The organism is Streptomyces sp. NBC_00582 (assembly GCF_036345155.1).
Taxonomy (GTDB): domain Bacteria; phylum Actinomycetota; class Actinomycetes; order Streptomycetales; family Streptomycetaceae; genus Streptomyces.
In genome coordinates, this window is record NZ_CP107772.1 from 5,496,476 (window position 1) to 5,519,106 (window position 22,631).

The window sequence follows — 22,631 nt, forward strand, 5'->3', positions numbered from 1 at the left end:
CCGCCGAACCTGTTACCGGGTAATGCCGGCGTAGGGAGTAGGTCTCATGACCAACAAGGACGCACGCACGCCTGCCTTCACGCAGAACGTGGCCGACGGAGACGCGGCCGACGTGACCAGCGAGAAGACCGGGAAGTCCATCGGCTGGCACAAGGGATACCTCGAGGGCGCCCGCCCCGACCTGCGTGTGCCGGTCCGCCAGGTGCATCTGACCAACGGGCAGTCGGTCACCCTGTACGACACCTCCGGCCCGTACACCGACCCGCTCGTCGACACCGATGTCCGCAGGGGGCTGGCGCCGCTGCGCGAAAGCTGGATCATCGCCCGTGGCGACACGGAGGAGTACGCCGGTCGTCCGGTCCGTCCGGAGGACGACGGCATCAAGCACACCTCGCCGCGCGGTGGACTGCGCAACCTGGACGCGGTGTTCCCGGGCCGGCCCCGGCTGCCGAGGCGCAGCCGCGACGGCAAGGCGGTCACCCAGCTCGCGTACGCGCGCCGGGGGGAGATCACGCCGGAGATGGAGTTCGTGGCCCTCCGAGAGAACGTTTCTCCCGAGGTGGTCCGCGAGGAGATCGCGGCGGGCCGTGCGGTGCTGCCGGCCAACGTCAACCACCCGGAGATCGAGCCGATGATCATCGGCAAGCGGTTCCTGGTGAAGGTCAACGCCAACATCGGGAACTCGGCGGTGACGTCCTCCATCGAGGAGGAGGTCGAGAAGATGACGTGGGCGACCCGCTGGGGCGCCGACACGGTCATGGACCTCTCCACCGGCCGCAACATCCACACCACCCGTGAGTGGGTGCTGCGCAACTCCCCCGTCCCCATCGGCACCGTGCCGCTGTACCAGGCCCTGGAGAAGGTCGACGGCAGGGCCGAGGAACTGACCTGGGAGATCTACAAGGACACGGTCATCGAGCAGGCCGAACAGGGCGTGGACTACATGACGGTCCACGCGGGCGTGCGCCTCCCGTACGTCCCGCTCACCGCCAACCGCAAGACCGGCATCGTCTCGCGCGGCGGCTCGATCATGGCGGCCTGGTGCCTGGCGCACCACAAGGAATCGTTCCTGTACGAGAACTTCGAGGAACTCTGCGAGATCCTCGCCGCCTACGACGTCACGTACTCCCTCGGCGACGGTCTGCGCCCCGGCTCGATCGCGGACGCCAACGACGAGGCCCAGTTCGCGGAACTGCGCACGCTCGGGGAACTCAACACGATCGCCAAGCGTTTTCACGTACAGACCATGATCGAGGGCCCGGGACATGTCCCGATGCACAAGATCAAGGAGAACATCGACCTTCAGCAGGAGATCTGCGATGAAGCTCCGTTCTATACGCTCGGCCCGCTGACGACGGACGTCGCTCCGGCCTACGACCACATCACGTCCGGCATCGGTGCCGCGATGATCGCCTGGTGGGGCACGGCGATGCTCTGCTACGTCACCCCCAAGGAACACCTGGGCCTGCCGAACCGCGACGACGTCAAGACCGGCGTCATCACCTACAAGATCGCCGCCCACGCGGCCGACCTCGCCAAGGGACACCCCGGTGCGCAGGAGTGGGACGACGCGCTGTCCGACGCCCGTTTCGAGTTCCGGTGGGAGGACCAGTTCAACCTGGCCCTCGACCCGGACACGGCACGGGAGTTCCACGACGAGACCCTCCCCGCCGAGCCGGCCAAGACGGCTCACTTCTGCTCGATGTGCGGGCCGAAGTTCTGCTCGATGAAGATCAGCCAGAGCATCACCGAGCGATTCGGCGGCGCCGCGGCCGAGGGGGCGTCTCCCGACGAGATCGCGGAGGGAATGCTCCAGAAGTCGAAGGAGTTCGCGGCCTCGGGCAACCGGGTCTATCTCCCGCTGGCGGACTGACGCCCGCCTGGTCGTCGTACTGCTCTCGGGAGGTGGGCGGGGCCTCCCGGAGCGGCGACGTGCGGAGCATCCGCGTCTGAGGCGTGATCCAAACGACAGGCGCTCGTGACCAATACACCTAGGCGTCCTGCGGGTACCAGCGCAGTTCCACGGTGTTGCCGTCCGGGTCCGCGACGTAGACCGACGTGGCGACGCCGCGTGCGCCGTAGCGCGGTACGGGGCCTTCGAGGACCGTGAAGGTCTTCGAGGCGATCAACTCGTCCCAGTCCAGGGGGTCGACGGTGAGGCATATGTGGTCGACGTTCGACTCGCCGCGCGGCCGGGCGACCAGGTCGACGATGGTGTCGGGGGTGATCCGCACCGACGGGAAGGGCACCGCGCCTGCCCGCCAGTCGGCGACGCGGACCGGTTCCAGGCCGAGGAGTCCGGCGTAGAAGTCCAGGGACCGCTCGACGTCGTCGACGTTGAGGACCAGGTGGTCGAAGGCCTTCACACGGAGAGAGGTCATGGGGGCTTCCTCGGCTGGTGGTGTGGGATGCGGTGGACGCTTTCCACGATCCGCCGACGCGGAGGGGGCATCAAGACGGGATCTGCATACGATCGTTGAGTGTGGCTGAAGAACGGGGGGACGATGCTGGAACGGGTGGAGCTGGAGACCTTCCTGACGCTGGCCGAGGAGCTGCACTTCGGCCGTACCGCCGAGCGTCTGCGGGTCACGACGGGGCGGGTCAGCCAGGTGATCAAGAAGCTGGAGCGGCGGATCGGGGGCGCGCTGTTCGAGCGGACCAGCAGAACCGTGCGGCTCACGCCCGTCGGGCGGCGGTTGGCGGATCAGCTCCGCCCCCTGGTGGCCGGGATGGAGGAGGCGCTGCGCCGGGCCGCCGACGCGAGCCGCGGTGTCACCGGGGAACTGCGGGTCGCCTTCCTGGGCGAGGGGACGGCCCCCGCGCTCCTGAGAGCGGTGGCCCTCTTCGGTGAACGGCACCCCGAGTGCCGGGTCGAGATCCGGGAGGTCCAGCTGGCCAACTCCCGTGCGAGCCTCCTCGACGGCTCGATCGACGTGCTCATCGCCTCGTACCCCTTCGACGGCATGGCCCGTGGGCCGGCCCTGCTGACCGAACAGCGGATGCTCGCGGTCGCCGCCGGGCATCCGCTCGCCGGCGAGGAGTCGGTGTCCGTCGAGGTGCTGGCCGACCATCCCGTCGTGCAGTACCCGGAGGTGACCTCGGTGGGGTTCAAACGGGACCGCACCCCGGACCGCACCCCCTCGGGCAGATTGGTGCCGAAGGGGCCGGCCGGAGGGTCCTTCTCCGAGATGCTCACGCTGGTGGCGATGGGCCGAGGCGTCCTTCCCGTCGGGGAACACGCCCGGCGCTACTACCCCCGGCCTGACGTGTCGTACGTGCACCTGTACGACGCACCGCTGATCGAACGGGGACCGGTCTGGCGGGAGAGGAACACCACACGGCGCGTCCGAGCCTTCGTACGGGCCGCCGCGGACGTCGCGGAGAAGCCGTCGCCCCGCCTTGCCGCCGTAGGAGGGGGTGTCGGTGCTTGACTGATTCCATGAACGCGCGATCCATGAGCAAGGGCGCGAACCTGCCGGTCGACGCTCCGGCCGTGAGGGCGGAGCTGAGCTGGTCCGAGGGGGCCGCAGGGCCGGACGTCGACGCCTCGGCGCTGCTGCTGACCGCCGCCGGACGGGTGCGTGACGACGGTGACTTCGTCTTCTACAACCAGCCGCGCCATGCGTCCGGCGCCGTCACCCACCTCGGTAAACAGCGGGCCGACGGGGTCATGACCGACACCGTCCAGGTGGACCTCGGCTCGCTGGAGAGCGCCGTCACTCGGGTGGTGCTGGGCGCGTCGGCCGACGGCGGCACCTTCGGACAGGTGGCAGGGCTGACGCTACGGCTGCTCGGCCCCGACGGGCGGTCGGAACTGGCACGCTTCGAGATGCGGGCCGAGACGGAGACGGCGTTCATCTGCGGCGAGCTGTATCTGCGCGAGGGGCGCTGGAAGTTCCGCGCGGTCGGCCAGGGGTACGCCTCCGGACTCGCGGGACTGGCCACGGACTTCGGGATCACGGTCGACGAGGAACAGCCCGACCCGGCCATCGCGGCGCAACCCCTACCGCCCACCCCACTCCCTCCGCCCGTCACGCCCACCCCGCCCCCTCCACCCCCTCCACCCACCCCCCTCGCGTCCGCTCCCCCCAGTCCCCCGGCGTCCGGCACCCGGCTGGTCAAGGGCGAGGAGCGGCTCCCCGTGGACATGCGCAAGCGGCTCTCCCTGCGCAAGGAGCAGGTCGCCGTCAGTCTGAGCAAGCGGGGCGCCGCGGGTGTTCGGGCGCGGATCGTGCTCGTGCTGGACGCCTCCGGCTCCATGGCGTTCCTGTACTCGCGTGGGGTCGTGGCCGATGTCGTGGAGCGCATGGCGGCGGTGGCGGCGCAGCTCGACGACGACGGCGAGATGCAGGCGTGGACGTTCGCCAGCAACCCCGCCCGCCTCCCGGATCTCCGTCTGGCCGAACTCCCCGAGTGGCTGAGGCTGCATGTCCGGGTGGGGGAGATCAGTCTGTTCCGCCGGGGCAGGAAACCCCGCAAGGGGCTGGAGGCCGGGCAGGTGGACATGCGGACGGTCGGCATCCAGAACGAGGAGCAGAAGGCGATCGCCGAGGTCAGGGCCTACGTCCGGGAGAATCCCACACCCCTGCCCACCCTTGTGCTGTTCTTCTCCGACGGAGGCGTCTACCGCGACGCGGCGATCGAGCAGGAGCTGCGCGCGGCGGTGGAGGAGCCGGTCTTCTGGCAGTTCGTGGGGCTCGGCCGGTCCAACTACGGCGTCCTGGAGCGGTTCGACACCCTCCCCGGCCGACGCGTGGACAACGTCGGCTTCTTCGCCGTGGACGACATCAGCTCCGTACCGGATCAGGAGCTCTACGACCGGCTGCTGTCGGAGTTCCCGTCCTGGATCACGGCGGCCGGACACGCCGGCATCCTCTGACCCACCCGCCGCACCCCCGCGCTCGCCACTCCGCACCACCCCACCGATCGGCTTGCGCTCCCCGACCCCAGGTATGCGGGGGCGCAAGCCGAGAGGCTATTCCGGCTGGTGCTCCGGGCCGCCGAAGTCCGGGCTCGTGTAGTCCGGGCTGGTGAAGCTCGGGCGGGGGCCGGCCGCGGGGCCGTCGTCCGGGCTGGTGAAGCCCGGACGGTCGTATCCGATCTTCGGCAGACGCCCGGTGGGGGCGGGCGGGGCCGGTTCGGGGGACAGGACGGCCGTGCTCTGGTCGACGAGGGCCTCCCGCAGGAACGGCAGGATGCCCCGCTCCAGCAGGGCTTCCCGCCAGGCGTCCCTCGCCCGGCCGACCTCGTCGCTCAGCTCGCCGTACGGTCCCGCCTCCAGGGAGGGACGGTTGCGCAGGGCGGTGAGCAGCAGCCCGACGGTGGCGACGAGGATCGCCAGCGCGGCGATCGCTCCGAACGTCCATCCGACGTTGAGCATGGCGTGGGCGGCCGTACGGTCGGGGTCGACCGCCCGGAGGAGGAAGCCGACCAGCAGGAAGATCACCGCGGCGGTGCCGGCGAGGACGGGGGTGAGCACGGCGGCGACGGCCACGGCGCCCGCTCCGGCGGCCTCGGCGGCCTGCGCCGCGTCCCCCATGGTGGTGGCGAGCCCCATCGCGCCCGCGCCCGGTTCCCCCGAACCGGACTCACGCGGGGACGAGGGGGTGGACGGCGCCGGGTGGCGCAGTTCCTCGCGGACCTTTATGTAGTGCTGGTACTCGGTCGCCGCGGCCGCCGTGATGAGCGCGGAGGCGTTGAGCGCCATGGTGCGCAGCTGTTCGGGGTTGAGCCGCTGTCCCACAGCGGCCAGTTCCGGGTGGTGTGGTGCGGAGCGCAGCGCCTCGTCGAGGACCCGCTCGTACTCCTGGCGGTCCTCACTGTGCAGGTGCTGCGGAACGCTGTTCATGTGCATCCCCCGATGCTCCGTAGGGCTTGGGGCTCGCATGCCAACGAGCCGTCGGGCAGAAACGGAGGGGAGCCTGCTACGGATAAGCCGATGGTAGAGCGGCGACGGCCCGCGGTGACAGGGGGTTTGCTGAAATTGGCCCCTGGCCTGCGCCGCCGCCGACCTCCTCGCGACGGGGTGCGCCCGCCGAGCGAGCGCTTGCACATTCGTCCCTGAACGCTCAGTCGTCCAGCGGCAGTTGCTGGACCAGCAGCTTTCCGGCCATCGTCACGCCGCCGTCCATCGCGATGGCCAGTCCGTCGGCGTAGACGTGCGGTCCCTCGACGTGCGGACCGCGGCCGTCCTCGTCCTCCTCCTCGGAGCCGACCTCGCCCAGCAGATACGGGATCGGGCTGTGTCCGTGAACGATACGGGTGCCCCCGTACGTATCGAGCAGGGAACGGACGGCGTCGGCTCCACCTTCGTCCCGGAAGGAGAAGCGCTTGGTGAACTTGCGGAAGAGGTCCCACACCTCGTCCGCGTCGTTGCGGGTGATCGTCTCGCGGACGGTGTCGTTGACCGCCTCGATCGAGTCGCCGTAGTCGAGGTAGGCGGTGGTGTCGGAGTGGACGAGAAGATGGCCGTCGACCTCCTCGACGGCGTCGAGCCGGGCCATCCACTGCAGGTGGTGGTCCTGGAGGCGGTCCATGTCGTTCTTCTGGCCGCCGTTGAGCAGCCAGGCCGCCTGGAAGGTGGCGGTGCCCGCGCCGGAGTTGACGGGGGTGTCGCCGAACCGCTTGGCGCCCAGCAGGAGCAGCTCGTGATTGCCCATGAGCGCCTTGCAGTAGCCGCCGGCGGCCGCGGCCTCGGCCGACAGCCGCATGACGAGGTCGATCACGCCGATGCCGTCCGGGCCGCGGTCGGTGAAGTCACCGAGGAACCACAGCCGGGCGGTGCCCGCGCACCAGTTGCCGGCCGTGTCGATCAGACCCTTCTCCTGCAGCGCGGCCAGCAGTTCGTCGAGGTAGCCGTGCACGTCGCCGACGACGAACAGGGGCCCCGGGCCGGTCGAGGGCTGCGGTGCGGCGGCGGGCGCCGGGTCCACGGGCACCTGGAGGGTGTCGCCGCGGTTGATGACCGGCAGGTCGCGCTGTGTGGGCGTGTAGCCCTCCGGATGCTCCAGGGCGTCCTCCAGGGGCGGCGCGGTATCGCCGGGATGGGTGCTCTGGTCGTACGGACCGGTCTCGTGCACGTACGCGGGTACCCGGAAGTCGCGCAACGTCGCCGTCCGCTCCGCCTCGGGTCCCTGACCGGCCCCCTGAGTCATCAGACCCCTCCACCATCGCGCCGCATCTGCACTCTGCGGGCTGCTTGGTCTCACGGCCCGCGGTGCCGTGCGCCCATCATAGGAATGCGAATCGAGCCGTGTGATGACCCAGGGGTGGTGAATCGGAGCGAGGCTCCAGTCCATCGCGGCTTTCGCCCCGATTGGGTCGGTCTTCGGCAGTCCGCACGCACCCGGCGCACACCACACTCATACGCGCCGGGCCCCGCCGAGGGGACGGGGAACGGGTTCCCCGGGGCGGCGCCGGATGGCCGGGCGGCCCGCCCGTACGGACACGGCCGTGGGGCGGCGGTACGAGGCGTTCGCCCCCGCCGCATCTCCCGCGCCGCTGCCGCCGCCCACGCCCTCCTGCGGCCTCTCCGCGTCTCCTGCCGCCCACGCCCGGCTGCCGCCTCTCCGCTTCTTTAGCCGCCCCGTTCGGCTGCCGCCGCCGTCCTGCCGGGCTGCCGCCGTCCCGCCGCGCCGCTGCCGCCGCCGGGCTGCCGCCGCCCCGCTTGGCAGCCGCCCCCTCGGCCCCCCGCTCCCCCTACTCCGGTGTCCGGGGCGGGCTGACCGTCGTCCGGGGTGGGCGTCGCTGAGAAGAGGTACGGATGATCAGTTCGGTCGGTATCACCTGTTCGACCGGTGAATCCGACTGCACGCCCTCGATCGCGTCGATGAGGAGCTGGACCACCGCCGTGCCGATGCGGCGGGGCTTCAGGGAGAGCGTGGTGATGGGCGGCTCGGTGCTGGCGTACACGGTGGATTCGCTGCAGCACACGAGCAGCAGGTCCTCCGGCACCCGCAGCCCGTAGCGGCGGGCGGCGGCGAGCAGATCGGTGCCGTTGGGGTCGAAGAGCCCGTAGACCGCGTCGGGGCGGTCCGGCCGGGCGAGCAGCCGGTCGGCGGCGACGGCGCCCGCGCAGGGGTCGTGTGCGGGGTACGCCTCGTACACCGGGTCCTGTCCGACCCGCTCGCACCAGCGCAGATAGGCGGTGGTGGAAAGGTGCGTGTACGTGTCCGTCGTGGTCCCCGTCAGCAGGCCGATACGGCGGGCGCCGGCGTCGGCCAGGTGGTCGAGGATGTCGAGTACGGCGGCCTCGTGGTCGTTGTCGACCCAGGCGGTCACAGGGAGCACGCCGACCGGGCGCCCGTCGGAGACCACCGGTAAACCCTGGCGCACGAGCTCGCTGACCACCGGATCCTGGTCGGACGGGTCGATGACGACCGTGCCGTCCAGCGCGACGTTCGACCACACGTCGTGGCGCGAGGTCGCGGGGAGGATGACGAGCGCGTAGCCGCGGGCGAGCGCGGCCGAGGTGGCGGCGCGCGCCATCTCCGCGAAGTACGCGAACTCGGTGAAGGTGAAAGGTTCATCCCCGTACGTCGTCACGGTCAGACCGATGAGGCCCGACTTGCCGGTACGGAGGGTTCGGGCCGCGGCCGAGGGGCGGTAGCCCAGTCGGTCGGCGACCTCGCGGACATGGCGTCGGGTGGCGTCGGGGAGCCTTCCCTTGCCGTTGAGGGCGTCGGAGACGGTCGTGATGGACACTCCGGCGGCGGCGGCCACGTCCCTGATGCCCGCCCGGCCCGGCCGGTTGCCTCGGCGTGAGGTTTCCGCGCGGCTCACCTGGTGCTTCCCTGCTGCTGTCATGGCGAGCCGATAGTAGGGCTCATCCGGTGGGGTAGGGCGGACGCATATGCACGCGTTGACAGGCACGTTTCTGCATGGCGAATAGCCCCCAATTGCCTTAGAAACCAAGTCAGTTGGGCGCTCGCATCCCAGGACGTGACGTGTTGGCACGCATGAGCCTGCCAACGCACCGATGTCTCGAAGAGGTCTCAACTCACCTGCACGAGGGATGCGCGCCACGGCGTGAGCCACCGGCGCATAGATATATGTAGGGCGCGCCCCCTGAGGTGTACGCCTTCGTGCGGCTTCGTCCGCAGAGGTCGCGGAGATCCGTACGCACCTGTACGCGCCCGCGCCGAATCCTCATAAGGTGAGCAGTATTAAGCCGGGAGCCGGTGGTGGTCACGAGGAGGACTGCGGTGAGCGAGACGAGCCCCAAGCTGCGTGCCGAGCTGGAGGGGATTCCCACCTACAAGCCGGGCAAGCCCGCCGCGGCCGGCGGTCCCGTGGCCTACAAGCTGTCCTCCAACGAGAACCCCTACCCCCCGCTGCCCGGCGTGATGGAGGCCGTGACGGCCGCCGCCGCCACCTTCAACCGTTACCCGGACCTGGCGTGCACGGGTCTGGTGGACGAGCTCTCCGGCTGCTTCGGCGTGCCCGCCTCCCACATCGCCACCGGCACCGGCTCGGTCGGCGTCGCCCAGCAGCTCGTCCAGTCGACCGCGGGCCCCGGCGACGAGGTGATCTACGCCTGGCGCTCCTTCGAGGCGTACCCGATCATCGCCCAGATCAGCGGGGCCACCTCGGTGCGGGTGCCGCTGACCTCCGGGGACGTCCACGACCTGGACGCGATGGCCGACGCGATCACCGACCGGACCCGGCTGATCTTCGTCTGCAACCCCAACAACCCCACCGGCACGGTCGTACGGCGGGCCGAGCTGGAGCGGTTCCTCGACCGGGTGCCGGGCGAGGTGCTGGTCGTGCTCGACGAGGCCTACCGGGAGTTCATCCGCGACCCCGAGGTGCCGGACGGCGTCGAGCTCTACCGGAACCGGCCCAACGTCTGTGTTCTGCGGACGTTCTCGAAGGCGTACGGTCTCGCCGGTCTGCGGGTCGGCTTCGCGATCGCGCACGAGCCGGTCGCGGAGGCGCTGCGCAAGACGGCGGTGCCGTTCGGGGTGAGCCAGCTCGCGCAGGAGGCGGCGGTGGCCTCGCTGCGCGCCGAGGACGAGCTGTTCGGCCGGGTCGGTTCGCTGGTGGGCGAGCGCACCCGGGTGGTCGAGGGGTTGCGCGCGCAGGGCTGGACGGTGCCCGAGAGCCAGGCCAACTTCGTGTGGCTGCGGCTGGGGGAGCGCACGGCGGCGTTCGCGGCGGAGTGCGAGCGGCACGGGGTCGTGGTCCGGCCGTTCCCCGGCGAGGGGGTCCGGGTGACGGTGGGCGAGACCGAGGCGAACGACATCTTCCTGAAGGCGGCGGAGGGCTTCCGCAAGGAGATGTAGGCCACACCAGTACGTTTGCGCTGGTCAGAAGGTTCGTGGAGGGGGTTCCTCGCGGTAAGCGGGACCCCCTTTCCCTTGTCCGGAAGCTGTTTGTCATACTAGCTTGTGAATGTGAACGCTTTCACAAGCATCGGGTGAGGGCGTGTTCCACAAGCCTGAGTAAGGAGCGGCGACGTGGACCTGGCTTTGGCGCCGGAGACCCTGGCGCGCTGGCAGTTCGGCATCACGACCGTCTACCACTTCCTGTTCGTCCCCCTGACGATCTCCCTCGCGGCCCTCACCGCGGGACTCCAGACCGCCTGGGTGCGCACGGAGAAGGAGAAGTACCTCAGGGCGACCAAGTTCTGGGGCAAGCTCTTCCTGATCAACATCGCGATGGGCGTCGTCACCGGCATCGTGCAGGAGTTCCAGTTCGGTATGAACTGGTCCGACTACTCACGCTTCGTCGGTGATGTCTTCGGCGCCCCGCTGGCCTTCGAGGCCCTGATCGCCTTCTTCTTCGAGTCCACCTTCATCGGCCTGTGGATCTTCGGCTGGGACAGGCTGCCGAAGAGGATCCACCTGGCCTGCATCTGGATGGTCTCGATCGGCACGATCCTGTCGGCCTACTTCATCCTCGCGGCCAACTCCTGGATGCAGCACCCGGTCGGCTACCGGATCAACAAGGAGAAGGGCCGCGCCGAGCTCACCGACTTCTGGGCCGTGCTGACCCAGAACACCGCGCTCAGCCAGGTCTTCCACACGATGTCGGCGGCCTTCCTGACCGGCGGCGCCTTCATGGTGGGCATCGCCGCCTTCCACCTGTTCCGCAAGAAGCACGTCTCCGTGATGAAGACCTCGCTGCGGCTGGGTCTGGTCACCGTCGTCATCGCGGGCCTGCTCACCGCGATCAGCGGTGACGTCCTCGGCAAGGTGATGTTCAAGCAGCAGCCGATGAAGATGGCCGCCGCCGAGGCCCTGTGGGACGGCGAGGACTCCGCGCCGTTCTCGATCTTCGCCTACGGCGATGTGGAGAAGGGCCACAACAGCGTGGCCATCGAGATCCCCGGCCTGCTGTCGTTCCTCGCCAACGACGACTTCACCTCGTACGTCCCCGGCATCAACGACGTCAACAAGGCCGAGCAGGAGAAGTACGGCCCCGGCGACTACCGCCCCAACATCCCGGTCACCTTCTGGGGCTTCCGCTGGATGATCGGCTTCGGCATGGCCTCCTTCGCCATCGGCCTCGCCGGACTCTGGCTCACCCGCAAGAAGTTCATGCTCCCGCAGCATCTGAGGGTCGGCGACGACGAGGTGCCCCATCTGGTCCTCTTCCGCACCAAGGCCCTCAGCCCCAAGCTCTCCCGGCTGTACTGGCTGGTCGCGATCTGGACCCTCGGCTTCCCGCTGATCGCCAACTCCTGGGGGTGGATCTTCACCGAGATGGGCCGCCAGCCCTGGGTGGTCTACGGCGTCCTGCAGACCCGTGACGCGGTCTCCCCCGGCGTCTCCCAGGCCGAGGTCCTCACCTCGATGATCGTCTTCACCGCCCTGTACGCCGTCCTCGCCGTCGTCGAGGTCAAGCTGCTGGTGAAGTACGTGAAGGCCGGCCCGCCCGAGCTCACCGAGGCCGACCTGAACCCGCCCACGAAGATCGGCGGCGACCCCCGTGACGCCGACAAGCCGATGGCCTTCTCCTACTAGGCCGAGGGAGCTGCACAGTCATGGAACTGCACGACGTCTGGTTCGTCCTGATCGCCGTCCTGTGGACCGGGTACTTCTTCCTGGAGGGCTTCGACTTCGGGGTCGGCATCCTCACCCGGCTGCTCGCCCGTGACCGGCCCGAGCGGCGGGTGCTGATCAACACCATCGGCCCCGTCTGGGACGGCAACGAGGTGTGGCTGCTCACGGCCGGCGGTGCCACCTTCGCCGCCTTCCCCGAGTGGTACGCCACGCTCTTCTCCGGCTTCTACCTGCCCCTGCTGCTCATCCTGGTCTGCCTGATCGTCCGGGGCGTCGCCTTCGAGTACCGGGCGAAGCGGCCCGAGGAGAACTGGCAGCGCAACTGGGAGACCGCGATCTTCTGGACCTCACTCCTCCCCGCGTTCCTGTGGGGCGTCGCCTTCGGCAACATCGTGCGCGGCGTGAAGATCGACCGGCACTTCGAGTACGTGGGGAACGTCTGGGACCTGCTCAACCCGTACGCCCTGCTCGGCGGTCTGGTGACCCTGACGCTGTTCACCTTCCACGGCGCGGTGTTCACGGCCCTCAAGACCGTCGGTGAGATCCGGGAGCGGGCGCGGAAGCTGGCCCTGTACGTCGGACTCGTCACGGCCGCGCTCGCACTGGTCTTCCTGCTGTGGACCCAGGTCGACAGCGGAGACGGCAAGAGCCTGGTCGCGCTGGTCGTGGCGGTCGCCGCCCTGGTCGCGGCGCTGGTGGCCAACCAGGCGGGGCGTGAGGGCTGGTCGTTCACCTTCTCCGGCGTCACCATCGTGGCCGCCGTGGCGATGCTGTTCCTGACGCTCTTCCCGAACGTCATGCCCTCCACGCTCGACGCGGACTGGAGCCTGACCGTCACCAACGCCTCGTCGAGCCCCTACACCCTGAAGATCATGACCTGGCTGGCGGCGATCGCCACCCCGCTGGTGCTGCTCTACCAGGGCTGGACGTACTGGGTCTTCCGCAAGCGGATCGGTACACAGCACATCGCCGAGACCGTGCACTGAGGTGTGTTTCACGTGAAACCAATCGATCCGCGTCTGCTGCGATACGCCCGGGCCACCCGGTTCTTCCTGATGGCCGTGGTCGGCCTGGGCGCCGTGGGGGCGCTGCTGGTCATCGCCCAGGCGATGCTCATCGCCGAGGTGGTGGTCGGCGCGTTCCAGCACGGACTGGGCGTCTCCGGCCTGCGCACTCCCCTGCTGCTGTTGACGGCGGTCGCGGGCGGGCGCGCGGTGGTCGCCTGGCTCACCGAACTCGCCGCCCACCGGGCGAGCGCGGCGGTGAAGTCGGAGCTGCGGGGACGGCTCCTGGAGCGGGCCACCGCTCTCGGTCCCGGCTGGCTGAGCGGACAGCGCACCGGCTCCCTGGTCGCCCTGGCCACCCGGGGGGTCGACGCCCTCGACGACTACTTCGCGCGCTATCTCCCCCAACTGGGACTCGCGGTGGTCGTGCCGGTCGCGGTGCTCGCGCGGATCGTCACCGAGGACTGGGTGTCGGCCGCGATCATCGTCGCCACCCTGCCCCTCATCCCCGTCTTCATGGTGCTGATCGGCTGGGCCACCCAGTCACGGATGGACCGTCAATGGCGGCTGCTGTCCCGGCTCTCCGGGCACTTCCTGGACGTCGTCGCCGGACTGCCCACGCTGAAGGTCTTCGGCCGGGCCAGGGCACAGGCCGAGTCCATCCGGCGGATCACCGGCGAGTACCGCCGGGCGACCATGCGGACCCTGCGGATCGCCTTCATCTCCTCCTTCGCGCTGGAGCTCCTGTCGACCCTCTCGGTGGCGCTGGTCGCCGTGACGATCGGCATGCGGCTCGTGCACGGGGAGATGGACCTGTACATCGGGCTGGTCATCCTGGTGCTGGCCCCCGAGGCGTATCTGCCGCTGCGCCAGGTCGGCGCCCAGTACCACGCGGCCGCCGAGGGACTCGCGGCCGCCGAGGAGATCTTCGCCGTGCTGGAGACACCGGTCCCGGCCGTGGGCACGGCGGCGGTCCCGAACGGTCCGCTGGCCTTCGAGGGCGTGACGGTCCGCCACCCCGGCCGCACGGCGGACGCCGTCACCGACGTGTCGTTCACCGTCGCACCGGGGGAGACCGTCGCGCTCGTGGGCCCGAGCGGCGCGGGCAAGTCGACCCTGCTGCACGCCCTGCTGGGCTTCGTACGGCCCACCGAGGGCCGGGTACGGATCGGGGGAGCCGATCTCGCCGACCTCGACCCGGAGCAGTGGCGGTCGCGCATCGCCTGGGTGCCTCAGCGCCCCCACCTGTACGCCGGGACCATCGCCGAGAACGTACGGCTGGCGCGTCCCGACGCCGACGAGTCCGCCGTACGGAGGGCGCTGGCGGACGCGGGGGCGCTGGACTTCGTGGACGCGCTGCCCGAGGGCGCGGCCACGGTCCTCGGCGAGGACGGGGCCGGGCTGTCGGCGGGACAGCGGCAACGGCTCGCGCTGGCCCGGGCGTTCCTCGCGGACCGTCCCGTGCTGCTGCTGGACGAGCCGACGGCCGCGCTCGACGGGGAGACCGAGGCGGAGGTCGTGGCGGCCGTACGGCGGCTCGCGGCCGGGCGGACGGTCCTGCTGGTGGTGCACCGGCCGGCCCTGCTGGGGGTGGCTGACCGGGTCGTACGGCTGGCGGAGCCCGCCGAGGCCGGCCCGCGACGGCCCGCCGCCGCGGCCACGCGGGTCACCACCCCGCCGGAGGTGCCGGCACCCACGACATCGGCCTCCCCCGAGACCACCCCGGCCGCCTCCGGACTCGGGGTGCTCGCCCGGGTCCGGGACATGGCGGGCGCCCGCCGCGGCCGGCTCGCCCTCGCGCTGCTGCTCGGCAGTCTCGCCCTCGGCAGCGCCGTCGGGCTCATGGCCACCTCCGGGTGGCTGATCTCGCGGGCCTCGCAGCAGCCGCCGGTGCTGTACCTGATGGTGGCGGTGACGGCGACCCGCGCCTTCGGCATCGGCCGGGCCGTGTTCCGGTACGCGGAGCGGCTCGTGTCCCACGACGCCGTGCTGCGGATGCTGGCCGACACCCGGGTCGCGGTGTTCCGCCGCCTGGAGCGGCTCGCGCCCGCCGGGCTGCGCGCGACCCGGCGGGGCGATCTGCTGACGCGGCTGGTCGCCGACGTGGACGCCCTCCAGGACTACTGGCTGCGCTGGCTGCTGCCCGCCGGTGCCGCCGTCGTCGTGTCGGCGGGCTCGGTGGCCTTCACCGCATGGCTGCTGCCCGAGGCGGGCGCGGTGCTGGCGGCCGGGCTGCTGGCGGCCGGAGCGGGCGTCCCGCTGATCACCGGTGCGGTGGCCCGGCGGGCCGAACGCCGGCTCGCCCCCGCCCGAGGGGTGCTCGCCACCCGCACGGCCGACCTGCTCACCGGCACCGCCGAGCTGACCGTGGCGGGCGCCCTGCCCGCGCGTACCGCCGAGGTGCGGTCCGCCGACGGTGTGCTCACCCGGATCGCCTCGCGGGCCGCCACGGCCACCGCGCTGGGCGACGGGCTGACCGCGCTCGTCTCCGGGCTGACGGTGGCCGCCGCCGCGCTCGTCGGCGCCCAGGCGGTCGCCGCAGGGCGACTGGACGGCGTGACCATGGCGGTGGTGGTCCTCACCCCGCTGGCCGCCTTCGAGGCCGTCCTGGGGCTGCCGCTGGCCGTGCAGTACCGCCAGCGGGTCCGCAGGAGCGCCGAGCGGGTGTACGAGGTGCTGGACTCCCCCGATCCGGTGCGCGAGCCGGAGCGGCCCTGGCAGGCGCCCGCGTCGCCGTTCCCGGTCGTCGTCAGGGGCCTCACCGCCCGGCACGCCGGGCAGGGCCGGGACGCGCTCGCCGGAGTCGACCTCACCCTGACGCGGGGGCGCAGGATCGCCGTCGTGGGGCCCTCCGGCTCCGGCAAGACGACCCTCGCCCAGGTGCTGCTGCGCTTCCTGGACGCCGACGCGGGCGCGTACACCCTCGGCGGGGTGGACGCCGGTGCTCTCGACGGCGACGACGTACGGCGGTTGGTCGGGCTGTGCGCCCAGGACGCGCACCTCTTCGACAGCTCGGTGCGGGAGAACCTGCTGCTGGCGCGGAAGAGCGCGGACGAGGACGAGTTGCGCGACGCGCTCGCACGGGCCCGGCTGCTGGAGTGGGCGGACGGGCTGCCCGACGGGCTCGACACGCTCGTCGGCGAGCACGGGGCCCTGCTCTCCGGCGGCCAGCGGCAGCGCCTCGCGCTCGCCCGCGCGCTGCTCGCCGACTTCCCCGTGCTGGTGCTCGACGAGCCCGCCGAGCATCTCGACCTGCCGACCGCCGACGCGCTCACGGCGGATCTGCTCGCCGCCACCGAGGGTCGCACCACCCTGCTCATCACCCACCGGCTGGCCGGGCTGGACGCGGTGGACGAGGTGGTCGTCCTGGACGCGGGCCGGATCGTGCAGCGCGGGTCGTACGAGGAACTGACGGCGGTGCAGGGGCCGTTGCGGAGCATGGTCGAGCGGGAGGCGGCGGCGGACCTGCTGGTGGGGGCGTAGCCCGGCGCGTTGCGCCATCCGGGGTGCGGCGTCCCCCGGGCGTACGACCCCAACAGGACCGGAGCCGTCGGCCGCGTCACGATCGCTGACATGCGCTCACTTCGCCGTCCCTGTCGGCTCGTCGTGGTCCTGCTGTGCGGTGTCACTGTGCTCGCGACCGGGTCCACGGTCGCCGACGGGGAGCCCGGTGACGGCACGGACTCCGGGCTGAGCACCCAGGTGGCGCGGCTGTACGAGGACGCGTACGTGGCCAGCCGGCGGTACGAGACGGGGCGGCGCGAGGCGGAGGCGAAGCAGGGCGAGGTGGCGCGGCTGGAGGAACTGCTGGGCCGTGAACGGCGGGAGACCGCGGTGCTGCGCGAGGACCTGGGCCGTATCGCCCGCGCCCAGTACCGCGGCGGAGGCGGGCTGCCGGTGGTCGCGCAGATGCTGCTGGCGGCCGATCCGGAGCGGCTGATGCGTGGTCAGCATCTGTTCTCCCAGGCGAATCTGTCCGTGGACAACGCGATGGAGAAGAGCCGCAGGGCCGAGGCCCGACTGGCCGCCGACGAGGCGAAGGCCGTCGCGGTGTGGCAGGAGGTCGAGCAGAAACGCGTGGAACTCGCCGCCCTGAAGAAGGGCATCGAGGACCGGCTCGAACAGGCCCGGTGGGAGTTGCAGGGGCGGGCGGACGCCTCGGTGGCGGCGGGCGCGTGCCGGGGTGCCGTACGGCTCGACCAGCCGCCCGCCCCTGTCACGGGCGAGTGGGTCACCCCGGTCGAGACGTACACCCTGTCCGCGGGCTTCGGCAGCGGCGGTGAGCGGTGGGTCAACCGGCACACCGGGCAGGACTTCGCGGTGCCGATCGGGACGCCGGTGCGGGCGGTCGGCGCGGGGCGCGTGGTGCGGGTGGCGTGCGGGGGAGCGTTCGGCATCCAGGTGGTGATCCGGCACCCCGACGGTTACTGCACCCAGTACGCCCATCTCGCGGCCCTGGCGGTCGACCAGGGCGACCGGGTGACGCCCGGACAGTGGATCGGCCAGTCCGGCACCTCCGGCAACTCCACCGGCCCGCATCTGCACTTCGAGGTGCGGATCACTCCCGAGCCGGGCTCGTCGATCGACCCGGTGCCCTGGCTCGCGGAACGCGGGGTGCCGGTCGCCCAGGGGCCCTTCTGAAGGGCTCCAGCGGGCTTCGCCGGCTAGAGCCGCTCGGCGACCAACCGCTCGATGACGACGGCCACCCCGTCCTCGTTGTTGGCGACCGTCTGGCCGGAGGCGGCCGCGATCACGTCCGGATGCGCGTTGCCCATGGCGTACGAACGGCCCGCCCAGGTCAGCATCTCGACGTCGTTGGGCATGTCCCCGAACGCGACGACCTCCTCGTGCGAGATGCCGCGCTCGGCACAGCACAGGGCGAGCGTGCTGGCCTTGGAGACGTCCGGACCGCTGATCTCCAGCAGGGCGCTGGGGCTGGACCGGGTGACGTTGGCACGGTCGCCGATGGCGAGCCGGGCCAGGGTGAGGAAGGCGTCCGGGTCGAGCGTGGGGTGGAACGCGAGGATCTTCAGCACCGGCTCCCCGGCGGCGAGGCCGTCGGGCGCCAGCAGCTCCTCGGCGGGCGCGAGGTGGTCCGGGACCTCCATGTGCATCTTCGGGTACTCCGGCTCCTGGTGGAAGCCGTACGTCTGCTCGATGGCGTACATCGTGCCGGGCGCCGCCTCGCGCAGCAGCCGTACGGCGTCCAGCGCGTTGTCGCGCTCCAGCTCGCGCACCTTCACGAACCGGTGGGTGCCGGGTCCGCCGTGCAGGTCGACCACGGCGGCGCCGTTGCCGCAGATCGCCAGGCCGTGGCCATGGACGTGCTCGCTGACGACATCCATCCAGCGGGCCGGGCGGCCGGTGACGAAGAAGACCTCGATGCCCGCCTCTTCGGCTGCGGCGAGGGCGGCGACCGTGCGCGGCGACACCGACTTGTCGTCGCGCAGCAGGGTGCCGTCGAGATCGGTGGCGATCAGCCGCGGCGGGAGGGCGGGGGCCGGGGTCTCTGGCTGTCGAGTCGCTGAGGTCACCCGGCCATTCTCGCGCATATGCCCGCACGGCCGTGCGAGAGCCCGCACACATGAGGCACCGCAAGGGCACGGACGGCCGGTCTTCGCGGTCGGCGACCGGCCCGGGCGTCAGCCGAGTTGGGCCGGCGCCTCCATGGCGATCTGTTCGAAGACCTTGTGGTCCGCGGCGAAGTCGGAGTCCGGGATGGGCCAGTGGAGCACCAGCTCGGTGAAGCCGAGCTCCTGGTACCGGCCCGCGAAGTCCACGAAGGCGTCCAGGGACTCCAGCGGACGGCCGCGGTCCGGGGTGAACCCGGTGAGCAGGATCTTGTCCAGCTCGTTCACGTCCCGCCCCTGGGCCGCGCAGACGTCGGTGAGCTTCTCGACCTGACCGCGTATGGCCTGAACCGACTGCTCCGGGGTGCCGTTCTCGTAGAGCTTGGGGTCTCCGGTGGTCACCCACGCCTGACCGTGCCGGGCCGCGAGCCGCAGCCCGCGCGGACCGGTCGCCGCGACGGCGAACGGCAGCCGGGGGCGCTGGACACAGCCGGGGATGTTGCGGGCCTCGTGCGCCGAGTAGAAGGCGCCCTCGTGCGACACGGAGTCCTCGGTGAGCAGCCGGTCGAGCAGCGGAACGAACTCGGCGAACCGGTCGGCCCGCTCACGCGGGGTCCACGGCTCCTGGCCGAGGGCGGTCGCGTCGAAACCGGTGCCCCCCGCGCCGATGCCGAGGGTCACCCGGCCCCCGGAGATGTCGTCCAGGGAGATCAGTTCCTTGGCGAGGGTCACGGGGTGCCGGAAGTTGGGCGAGGTCACCAGGGTACCCAGGCGGAGCCGGTCGGTGACGGCCGCGGCGGCGGTGAGCGTGGGGATCGCGCCGAACCAGGGGCCGTCGCGGAAGCTGCGCCAGGACAGATGGTCGTAGGTGTACGCCGTGTGGAAACCGAGCTGCTCGGCACGCGTCCATGCCGCACGGCCCCCTTCGTTCCAGCGGCGGTACGGGAGGATCACGGTGCTCAGGCGCAGACTCATGTCATCGAGCGTATGCGGCCGACCGTGTTTCACGTGAAACGGTCACCGTACGCGATCGGCCAGCCACGGACTGAGGTGCATCCCGATGAATTCCTTGTGCACCCGGTCGCCCGGCAGCGGCACCATCAGGGTGTGGCTCGGTGGGAAGCGGCGCGCCTTGACCCAGGCGTGCCCCTCGTAGAGGGCGCGGAGGAAGGCGGGGACGTCGTCGCGGTCCACGTCGGGGCATTCCACGCCGTCGACGGTGATCAGGGCGTCGTCGTCCGGGTAGAGCCGTACCCGCACACCGGGCCGGCCGCCCAGCTCGACATGCGCCTCGTGGGGCAGCGATCCGTCCGGGTCGGTGGTGACGCCGACGCCCGCGGCCGTGCGGCGTGAGGTCCGGTCGGCGCCGATGTCGTGGGTGACCTCGATGGCGAGGCCGTAGGTGTCGGCGATCGCACGGAGCGCGGTGACGGCGGCCTCGGTGGTGGGGAGATGGTCCATGGCGCCGATCATGCAGGGTCAGTGCTTCTCGGGGAACCGCAGATACCGCGGCGGTACGGCCTGCGTCAGCCACACTCCGTTGGCACTGACGTGGAAGACATGGCCGTCCCGGTGCATGGCGCCGGCGTCCACGGAGAGGACGACGGGGCGGCCCCGGCGGGCACCGACCCGGGTCGCGGTCTCGCGGTCGGCCGAGAGGTGCACGTCGTGCCGGTTCATCGGCCGCAGCCCCTCGGCACGGATCGCCTCCAGTGAACGGGCCACGGTCCCGTGGTAGAGGTACGGCGGCGGGGTCGCCGGGGGCAGACCGAGATCCACGTCGATGCTGTGGCCCTGACTGGCGCGGATCCGGGTGCCCTCGATCGCGAAGCGCTTCTTGTCGTTGGCGGCGACGACATGGTCCAGCTCGTCCCGGGTGAAGCGGAAGCCATGGGCGGCGCACGCCGCGATCAGCTCGTCGATCTCGACCCAGCCGGCCTCGTCGAGGGTGAGCCCGATGCGCTCGGGCTGGTGGCGCAGATGCTTGGAGAGGTACTTCGACACCTTCACGGTGCGTCTGTCGTCCATGCCCTGCTCATGTGGGTCCTTCGTGTTCATTCCCTCAGCATGACGGGGGAGACGTGGATCACGCATTTTGTTTTGGACCCGAGGTTTGATCCACAAGCAACGAGGGTTATCCACAGGCCAGTTGGCGTTTCTGTGGACAACTGGCGTTCCAGCTCGGGTCTTTCTCCAAACTCGCCCGGAAGAAAGCGGCTTGGGGCCCGGCGGTCCAAGGTGCCTCACACCGGCGGCCGCACCCGTGCCAGCGCCCTCAACACCCTTGGCGCGAAGCGCGACAGGACATGCGCTCCGCGCGCCTCCGGCGTCACGGGAACGACGGCCTCGTTACGGGCCACGGCGCGCAGGATCGCCTCCGCGACCTTCTCCGGCGGGTAGTTGCGCAGCCCGTACACGCGCGTGGCACGCTCCTGGCGGCGCCTCTCCTCCGCCGTGTCGACCCCCACGAAGGTGGCCGTGGCCGTGATGTTGGTGTTCACCAGCCCGGGGCAGATCGCCGTAACACCGATGCCCCGCCCGGCCAGTTCGGCCCGCAGGCACTCGCTCAGCATCAGCACGGCCGCCTTGGACGTGCTGTAGGCGGGCAGAACCCTGGACGGCTGAAAGGCCGCTGCGGAAGCGATGTTGACGATGTGGCCGCCCTGCCCGCGCTCGGCCATCCGCCCGCCGAAGAGCCGGCATCCGTGGATGACCCCCCACAGGTTGACGTCCAGCACGCGGCGCCAGTCCTCGGACGTCGTGTCGAAGAAGGAACCCGTCAGTCCCACCCCGGCGTTGTTCACCAGGACGTCCAACACCCCGTATTCGGTGTGCACCTTGTCCGCGAGTTTCCCCATCTCCTGTTCGTCGGACACGTCCACGGTCTCCGCCCAGGTCTCGGGAGCGCCGACCAGCCGTGCCATGTCGGCGGTGCGAGCGACACTCCCGGCGTCCCGGTCGACGGCGATCACGCGCGCCCCTGCCTCGGCGAACGCGAGCGCCGTGGCCCGTCCGATGCCGCTGCCCGCACCCGTCACCAGCACCAACTGCCCGCCGAAACGGTCCGCGTGGCGCCCGGTGGCCTGCGGCGCCGGCTCCCCGGTGGCCTCGACGGACATGACGAACTCCGAGATCCAGGAGGCGACCCGGTCGGGGCGCGTCCGGGGGATCCAGTGCTTCGCGGGAAGCGTGCGCCGCACCAACGTCGGCGCCCACCGCTCCAGTTCGTCGTACAGCCGCTCCGACAGGAACGCGTCGCCCAGAGGCGTGATGAGCTGCACGGGCACGTGCGCGTGCGCGTCGGGACGCGGGCGGCGCAGCCGGTTCCGTACGTTGTCCCGGTACAACCAGGCGCCGTTGGCCGCGTCCGACGGCAGGGACGAGGTCGGGTAGCCGTCGCCCGGCACCTTCTCCACGCGGGCCAGGATCGCCGGCCAGCGCTTGCCGAGCGGGCCGCGCCAGGCCAGTTCGGGCAGTGCGGGGGTGTGCAGCAGGTACACGTACCAGGACTTGGCCCCCTGGCCCAGGAGTTGACCGACCCGGCGCGGAGTGGGCCTGGTGAGGCGCTGGTTGATCCAGTGGCCGAAGTGGTCGAGGGACGGCCCGGACATCGAGGTGAAGGACGCGATCCGGCCCCGGGTGCGCTCCACGGTCACGAACTCCCAGGACTGCACCGACCCCCAGTCGTGCCCCACCAGATGCACCGGCCGGTCCGGGCTGACCGTGTCCACCACCGCCAGGAAGTCGTCCGTCAGCTTCTCCAGGGTGAACCCGCCCCGCAGCGGCCTCGGCGCGCTGGACCGGCCGTGGCCCCGGACGTCGTAGAGCACCACGTGGAACCGGTCGGCGAGCCGGACCGCGACCTCGGACCACACCTCCTTGCTGTCCGGGTAGCCGTGCACCAGCACGACCACCGGCCGCCCGGGTTCCCCCAGCTCGGCCACGCACAGCTCTATCCCGCCGGTCCGCACCCACCGCTCGCGCGCGCTCTGGAGCACCGTCACTTCCCCTCCGCTTTCGCCGCCGTCCTCGCATCCCTCCAGTACGGGCGC

General features: G+C 71.1%; 17 protein-coding genes. 8 read left to right on the forward strand and 9 right to left on the reverse strand.

Annotation, left to right across the window (positions count from 1 at the left end; genetic code table 11):
- The first annotated feature begins 46 nt into the window (after positions 1-46).
- Complete coding sequence (gene thiC / locus OG852_RS24515) at positions 47-1,873, forward strand: phosphomethylpyrimidine synthase ThiC (protein ID WP_133911163.1); 1,827 nt, start codon at positions 47-49, stop codon at positions 1,871-1,873.
- A 118-nt stretch (positions 1,874-1,991) separates the two neighbouring features.
- Here thiC and OG852_RS24520 read toward each other — a convergent pair whose 3' ends face one another.
- Positions 1,992-2,381 carry a VOC family protein gene (locus OG852_RS24520; RefSeq protein ID WP_330348963.1) on the reverse strand — a complete coding sequence of 130 codons (390 nt, stop codon included), beginning with the start codon at positions 2,379-2,381 and terminating at the stop codon, positions 1,992-1,994.
- 99 nt (positions 2,382-2,480) lie between these two features.
- On the opposite strand from OG852_RS24520, the gene OG852_RS24525 reads away from it, so the two are divergent.
- Complete coding sequence (locus OG852_RS24525; RefSeq protein WP_330348964.1) at positions 2,481-3,431, forward strand: LysR family transcriptional regulator; 951 nt, start codon at positions 2,481-2,483, stop codon at positions 3,429-3,431.
- 8 nt (positions 3,432-3,439) lie between these two features.
- A complete protein-coding gene (locus tag OG852_RS24530; protein WP_133911166.1) occupies positions 3,440-4,879 on the forward strand; it encodes a VWA domain-containing protein in 1,440 nt (479 codons plus the stop codon).
- 96 nt (positions 4,880-4,975) lie between these two features.
- On the opposite strand, the gene OG852_RS24535 is transcribed toward OG852_RS24530, so the two are convergent.
- The 3 genes from OG852_RS24535 to OG852_RS24545 form a co-directional block, all read right to left on the reverse strand.
- A complete protein-coding gene (locus OG852_RS24535) occupies positions 4,976-5,854 on the reverse strand; it encodes a hypothetical protein (RefSeq protein ID WP_133911167.1) in 879 nt (292 codons plus the stop codon).
- A gap of 214 nt (positions 5,855-6,068) precedes the next feature.
- Positions 6,069-7,154 carry a metallophosphoesterase gene (locus OG852_RS24540; protein WP_330348965.1) on the reverse strand — a complete coding sequence of 362 codons (1,086 nt, stop codon included), beginning with the start codon at positions 7,152-7,154 and terminating at the stop codon, positions 6,069-6,071.
- Between the two features lie 544 nt (positions 7,155-7,698).
- Positions 7,699-8,805: a LacI family DNA-binding transcriptional regulator gene (locus OG852_RS24545; protein ID WP_330348966.1), complete on the reverse strand. Its 1,107-nt coding sequence runs from the start codon at positions 8,803-8,805 to the stop codon at positions 7,699-7,701.
- Positions 8,806-9,203: 398 nt separating this feature from the next.
- Here OG852_RS24545 and hisC point away from each other — a divergent pair, with 398 nt between their 5' ends.
- The 5 genes from hisC (at position 9,204) to OG852_RS24570 (ending at position 17,650) form a co-directional block, all read left to right on the forward strand.
- Positions 9,204-10,283 (forward strand): histidinol-phosphate transaminase, encoded by a 1,080-nt coding sequence (hisC, locus tag OG852_RS24550; protein WP_133911170.1) that lies wholly within the window; start codon positions 9,204-9,206, stop codon positions 10,281-10,283.
- Between the two features lie 174 nt (positions 10,284-10,457).
- Positions 10,458-11,966, forward strand: a complete 1,509-nt coding sequence (locus tag OG852_RS24555; RefSeq protein ID WP_133911171.1) for a cytochrome ubiquinol oxidase subunit I — start codon at positions 10,458-10,460, stop codon at positions 11,964-11,966.
- A gap of 20 nt (positions 11,967-11,986) precedes the next feature.
- A complete protein-coding gene (gene cydB, locus OG852_RS24560) occupies positions 11,987-12,991 on the forward strand; it encodes a cytochrome d ubiquinol oxidase subunit II (RefSeq protein ID WP_330348967.1) in 1,005 nt (334 codons plus the stop codon).
- Positions 12,992-13,003: 12 nt separating this feature from the next.
- Positions 13,004-16,492 carry a thiol reductant ABC exporter subunit CydD gene (cydD, locus tag OG852_RS24565; protein ID WP_330348968.1) on the forward strand — a complete coding sequence of 1,163 codons (3,489 nt, stop codon included), beginning with the start codon at positions 13,004-13,006 and terminating at the stop codon, positions 16,490-16,492.
- Positions 16,493-16,582: 90 nt separating this feature from the next.
- Positions 16,583-17,650, forward strand: coding sequence for a M23 family metallopeptidase (locus tag OG852_RS24570; RefSeq protein ID WP_330348969.1), 1,068 nt, complete (start codon positions 16,583-16,585; stop codon positions 17,648-17,650).
- A 23-nt stretch (positions 17,651-17,673) separates the two neighbouring features.
- Here the strand turns inward: OG852_RS24570 and OG852_RS24575 are convergent, their stop codons facing one another.
- From OG852_RS24575 to OG852_RS24595, 5 genes are all read right to left on the reverse strand, one after another.
- Complete coding sequence (locus OG852_RS24575) at positions 17,674-18,561, reverse strand: Cof-type HAD-IIB family hydrolase (RefSeq protein ID WP_208117083.1); 888 nt, start codon at positions 18,559-18,561, stop codon at positions 17,674-17,676.
- A gap of 90 nt (positions 18,562-18,651) precedes the next feature.
- On the reverse strand, positions 18,652-19,554 hold the full coding sequence (locus OG852_RS24580) for an LLM class flavin-dependent oxidoreductase (protein WP_133911176.1): 903 nt from the start codon (positions 19,552-19,554) through the stop codon (positions 18,652-18,654).
- A gap of 42 nt (positions 19,555-19,596) precedes the next feature.
- The gene (locus OG852_RS24585) at positions 19,597-20,040 is read right to left on the reverse strand and encodes a hypothetical protein (protein WP_330348970.1); all 444 of its coding nucleotides are present in this window, start codon (positions 20,038-20,040) and stop codon (positions 19,597-19,599) included.
- 18 nt (positions 20,041-20,058) lie between these two features.
- Complete coding sequence (locus OG852_RS24590) at positions 20,059-20,607, reverse strand: RNA 2'-phosphotransferase (RefSeq protein ID WP_133911302.1); 549 nt, start codon at positions 20,605-20,607, stop codon at positions 20,059-20,061.
- A 215-nt stretch (positions 20,608-20,822) separates the two neighbouring features.
- Complete coding sequence (locus OG852_RS24595) at positions 20,823-22,583, reverse strand: SDR family oxidoreductase (protein WP_330351485.1); 1,761 nt, start codon at positions 22,581-22,583, stop codon at positions 20,823-20,825.
- Between the last annotated feature and the right edge of the window lie 48 nt (positions 22,584-22,631).